This window comes from Rhizobacter sp. P3_C12 (assembly GCF_056402735.1).
Genome location: NZ_JBFUGW010000418.1, coordinates 1 through 3929, shown reverse-complemented (window position 1 = coordinate 3929; position 3929 = coordinate 1). Strand labels below are relative to the sequence as shown.

General features: G+C 69.8%; 3 protein-coding genes and 1 pseudogene. 1 reads left to right on the top strand and 3 read right to left on the bottom strand.

What is annotated here, in order from left to right; translation table 11 throughout:
* A partial coding sequence (locus AC1DXV_RS32350) for a chitinase N-terminal domain-containing protein (RefSeq protein ID WP_477937576.1) occupies positions 1-1866 on the top strand: 1866 nt, incomplete at its 5' end.
* Here the strand turns inward: AC1DXV_RS32350 and AC1DXV_RS32345 are convergent.
* The 3 genes and pseudogenes from AC1DXV_RS32345 to AC1DXV_RS32335 form a co-directional block, all read right to left on the bottom strand.
* Positions 1820-3001: an MFS transporter gene (locus tag AC1DXV_RS32345; protein ID WP_477937575.1), complete on the bottom strand. Its 1182-nt coding sequence runs from the start codon at positions 2999-3001 to the stop codon at positions 1820-1822. The two genes, AC1DXV_RS32350 and AC1DXV_RS32345, sit on opposite strands and share 47 nt — an antisense overlap.
* A gap of 23 nt (positions 3002-3024) precedes the next feature.
* Positions 3025-3675, bottom strand: coding sequence for a class II aldolase/adducin family protein (locus AC1DXV_RS32340; protein WP_477870696.1), 651 nt, complete (start codon positions 3673-3675; stop codon positions 3025-3027).
* Positions 3672-3929: pseudogene (locus tag AC1DXV_RS32335) on the bottom strand (aspartate aminotransferase family protein); the annotation flags it as partial. The gene AC1DXV_RS32340 and the pseudogene AC1DXV_RS32335, both read right to left, overlap by 4 nt.

The window sequence follows — 3929 nt, the reverse complement described above, 5'->3', positions numbered from 1 at the left end:
GCGCCCGCCAAGCCCACGCTGCAGATCCAGAACTACGACCATGCCGGCAGCTTCGCGATCGTCTGGAACAAGTGGTGGGGCATCAGCGGCACCTCGTGGGAGCTGTACGAGGACGGCGTCAAGGTCCAGTCCGGCACGCTGGCCGATGTCGGCAACGCCGCCCAGACGGCCACGATCCAGATCACCGGCAAGAAGCTCGGCCTCTACACCTACCAGCTGAAGCTGATCAATGCCGCCGGCGCCACGCTCAGCGATGCCTCGGCCACCACCGTCGGCAACGCCTCGCTGATCGGCATCAAGCAGTGGGATGTCGGCGGCCAGTCGCTGCAGAGCACGCTCGCCCCCGGCGCCGTCACGCTCGACCTCAGCGTCTCCGGCGTCGCCTACCCGAGCTTCACGGTGGCCTCCAACAACCCGAAGGTCGCGACCGCCTCGGTCAGCGGCAGCAAGCTCACCGTCAATGCGCTCGGGGCCGGGCGCGCCGGCATCCGCATCGTCGATGGCAACGGCAACGGCCGCTGGGTCGGCGTGCGCGTGAAGAAGCCCGACGGCAGCCTGCCGGGCCTGCCGGCGCACGTGTCGATCGGCTCGGTTTCGGACGACGGGGCGAGCGCGCTCGCCAACTGGCAGAACTTCGGCAGCGGCGACCTGAACACCCGCGCCGACCTGCGCTACATCTACCTGAACGGCGGCGCCTCGGTGCCCGGCAACACCAGCTGGTGCACCTGGACGACGGTGCCGTGCTTCCGCGCCACCAACTTCATCCGCGAGTCGAAGAAGCTCGGGATGATCCCGGTCTTCGTGTTCTACAACATCGCCGACGGCGGCGAGAGCTACCCGACCGACCTCGCCCACATCCAGGACGCGACCTACATGGGCGCGTATTTCAAGGACTGGGTCAAGACCATCGATATCGCCAACACCGAGGCCGGCGATGACCCGGTGGGCTACGTGATCGAGCCGGACTTCATCGGCTACATGATGCAGAACTCCGGCCTGCAACCGTCGCAGATCATGGCGCGCGTGGACCAGGCGTACACCGCCGGCGTGCTCACCTCGGCCGACCCGCAGTTCCCGAACACGCTCGAGGGTCTCGTCAAGGCGGTCAACTACCTCGTGCAGAAGCGCAGCCGCAACGCGTGGTACGGCTGGCAGATCAACATCTGGAGCGATGCGCAGAGCGGTGCCTCGACCAACGGGCTGATGCACATCACCGACAGCGCCGAGAAGGGCTGGGCGGCCGGCCGGCCGTTCATCGCCGCCAGCGCGCAGCGGGTCGCGAACTACTACAACGCGGCCGGCATCACGAGCTACGGCGCGAGCTTCATCTCGTTCGACAAGTACGGCTACGACGGCGGCGCTGCCGGCAACGCGAAGTGGCAGTTCAACGCCGACCACTGGAACAACTACCTGTACTACGTGCAGACGCTGAACGCCGCGCTGAAGAAGCCGGTGGTGCTGTGGCAGCTGCCGGCCGGCCACGTGAACGGCTCGGTCGGCACCAACCCGGCCACCGGCGCGCCGTTCGCGACCTTGACCAACGCCACCAGCAAGCACTACGAGGACACCGCGCCGACGTACTTCTTCGGCGACACCTTCACCGCGACGCCGAGCGTGTTCGCCGCAAGCTACTACAAGACCAACGCGGCCGGCGATCCGAAGGTGACGTCGAACGGTGCGCAGATCACCTGGGGCAGCCACCTGCAGGAGGCGAAGAATGCCGGCGTGGTGTCGCTGATGTTCGGCGCCGGTGTCGGCGATTCGACCGACAACATCGGCCTCGGCAACCAGCCGCTGACCGACGACCGCTGGTGGCTCGTCAAGGCGAACCGCTACCTGCAGGGCGCGGTCGTGCCGCTGCCCTGATCGCCAGCAGCGCCAGCAACAGCGCCGCGGCCGCCACCGCGAACGCGGCGCTGAGCCAGGGCACGGCGCCGGCCTCGTCGCCCTCGACGATGAACGACGCCATCAGCGGCCCGAAGGCGCTGCCCAGCAGCTGGGCGGCCGGCACCAGCCCGGCCAGCCGGCCGCTGGTGTCGGTGCCGAAGGCCAGGCCGATGTGGAACGGCAGCATGAACATCCACACGAAGCCGAACACCGCGCAGCCGAGCGCGAAATCGAACGAGCGCCCGGCCGGCAGCGCGTGCAGCGTCAGCATCACCGCGGCCAGCACCGCCGAGCAGGCGACCAGCGTCGGCCGCGCCGGCAGCCGACCGACCGCAACCGTGGCGAGGCTGCCGCCGATCACCTGCATCACCAGCACGCCGGCGATCAGCGTCTGCGCAGCCTTCGCATCGAAGCCCGCCGCCTTGCCCAGCGGCTCGAGGTAGGCCCAGAACGAGCCCAGCGTGGCCAGCTGGAGAAACGCCACCGCCAGCGGCAGCAGCGTGGCCACCGACCAGCGGAAGCCCGAGACCGCCGGCGCCACCAGCGGCGCGAGCCGCGCCGGTTGCCGGAAGGCCAGCACGCACGGCAGCAGCGACAGCACGGCCAGCGCCGCGAAACCGCCCTGCCACCCGGCACGCGGGATCACCGCATGCGCGAGCAACGCGCCGAGCGCCGCCTGCGCGATCGTCTGCACGACGAAGAAGATGCCGCCGATGCGCGCCGGGTTGGCGCTGCGCACGATGACGCCGGTGGTGCCCCAGACGAGCACGCCTTCGGCGAGGCCCGCGGCGGCACGCACGGCGGTCATCGCGGCATCGCCCGAGGCGCGCATCGTCAACAGGTCGAGGCACGCGGCCAGCACGGCGGCGRCCAGCGTGATGCGCCGCAACTGCGCGCCCGGCAACAGCGCATCGCCGAGCGCGACGCCGAGGCCCAGCATGATGATCTCGGCCATCGCGACGATGCCGACGCCCTCCAGGCTCACCTGCTTCGCATCGACCAGCTCGCCGAGCAGGATCGGCTGCACGCCGATCATCAGCACGGCGATGGTGCCGACGGCCAGCGCCGCGGCGATCTGGCGTGACGGCATCGTCGGGGCGTCGTTCGCGGGCATGCAGGTCTCCTCGTGGCGGTGTTTCAGTATCCCTTGCTCTCTTCGGGCAGCAGGCCCTGCGCGAAGCGCGCTTCGGCCCGCGAGGCATCCTTTCGCAGGCGGCCGTTGGCAATCCAGCGCACCCACCACGGCAGCGCGCGCACGCGGCCGCCGGTGGCCACCGCGAGCACATGCGCCTTCGCGCATTTCTCGAACAGCTCGGCGTTCAGCGCGAGGCGCGTCGCGGTGGTGCCCAGGCACAGCGGGCGGCGCTGCACCAGCAGCACGTTGCCGCGGTGTTGTTGCAGCGAGCGTGCCAGGGTCTGCGGCGGCGTGGCGGTCGACGCAGGCGGGGCCATCGGGCCGAGGTGACGGGCCTGTTCGTCGAACAGCTGCGGCATCGTGCCGCCGAAATCGGCCAGCGCGACGCCGAACGACCCGCCCCCCCATCCGATGGCCCCCACGTCAGGGCGTGCGCGGTAGACCGCGGCATGGGCGCCCTCTTCCCCTCCTTCGTTGTCTTGATGCAGCGGCAGGCGCCGCGGTGTGGCCTGCGTCGCGCCGCCGAACCACATCGCCGCCGCGCCCGGCACGCGCAGCGAGAGGCTCGCCTCGGCACCGCCCAGCAATTGCTTGCGCTGCAGGCGTTCGCGCAGCTGCAGCCATTGGGTGCGCAGGATCTCGTCGGTGGTCATACCAGCTTGAACACGTCGTCGAAGCGATTGAGGGCGTCGTCGATCACCTCGTCGGTGTCGGCCAGGCTGGTGTAGAGGCGGCTGCCGGCCAGCGTGATCAGCCCGTGCGCGGTGTAGGCCGCGCCCATCTCTTCCATCATGTGCTTGCGGGCCTTGGCCTCGTCCTTCGCGCGATACAGCTTGTACAGGCTGCTGGTGTCCATCAGCAGCACGCCCGAGGTCTGCAGGTGCACGATCGAGCCCAGGTTGTAGAC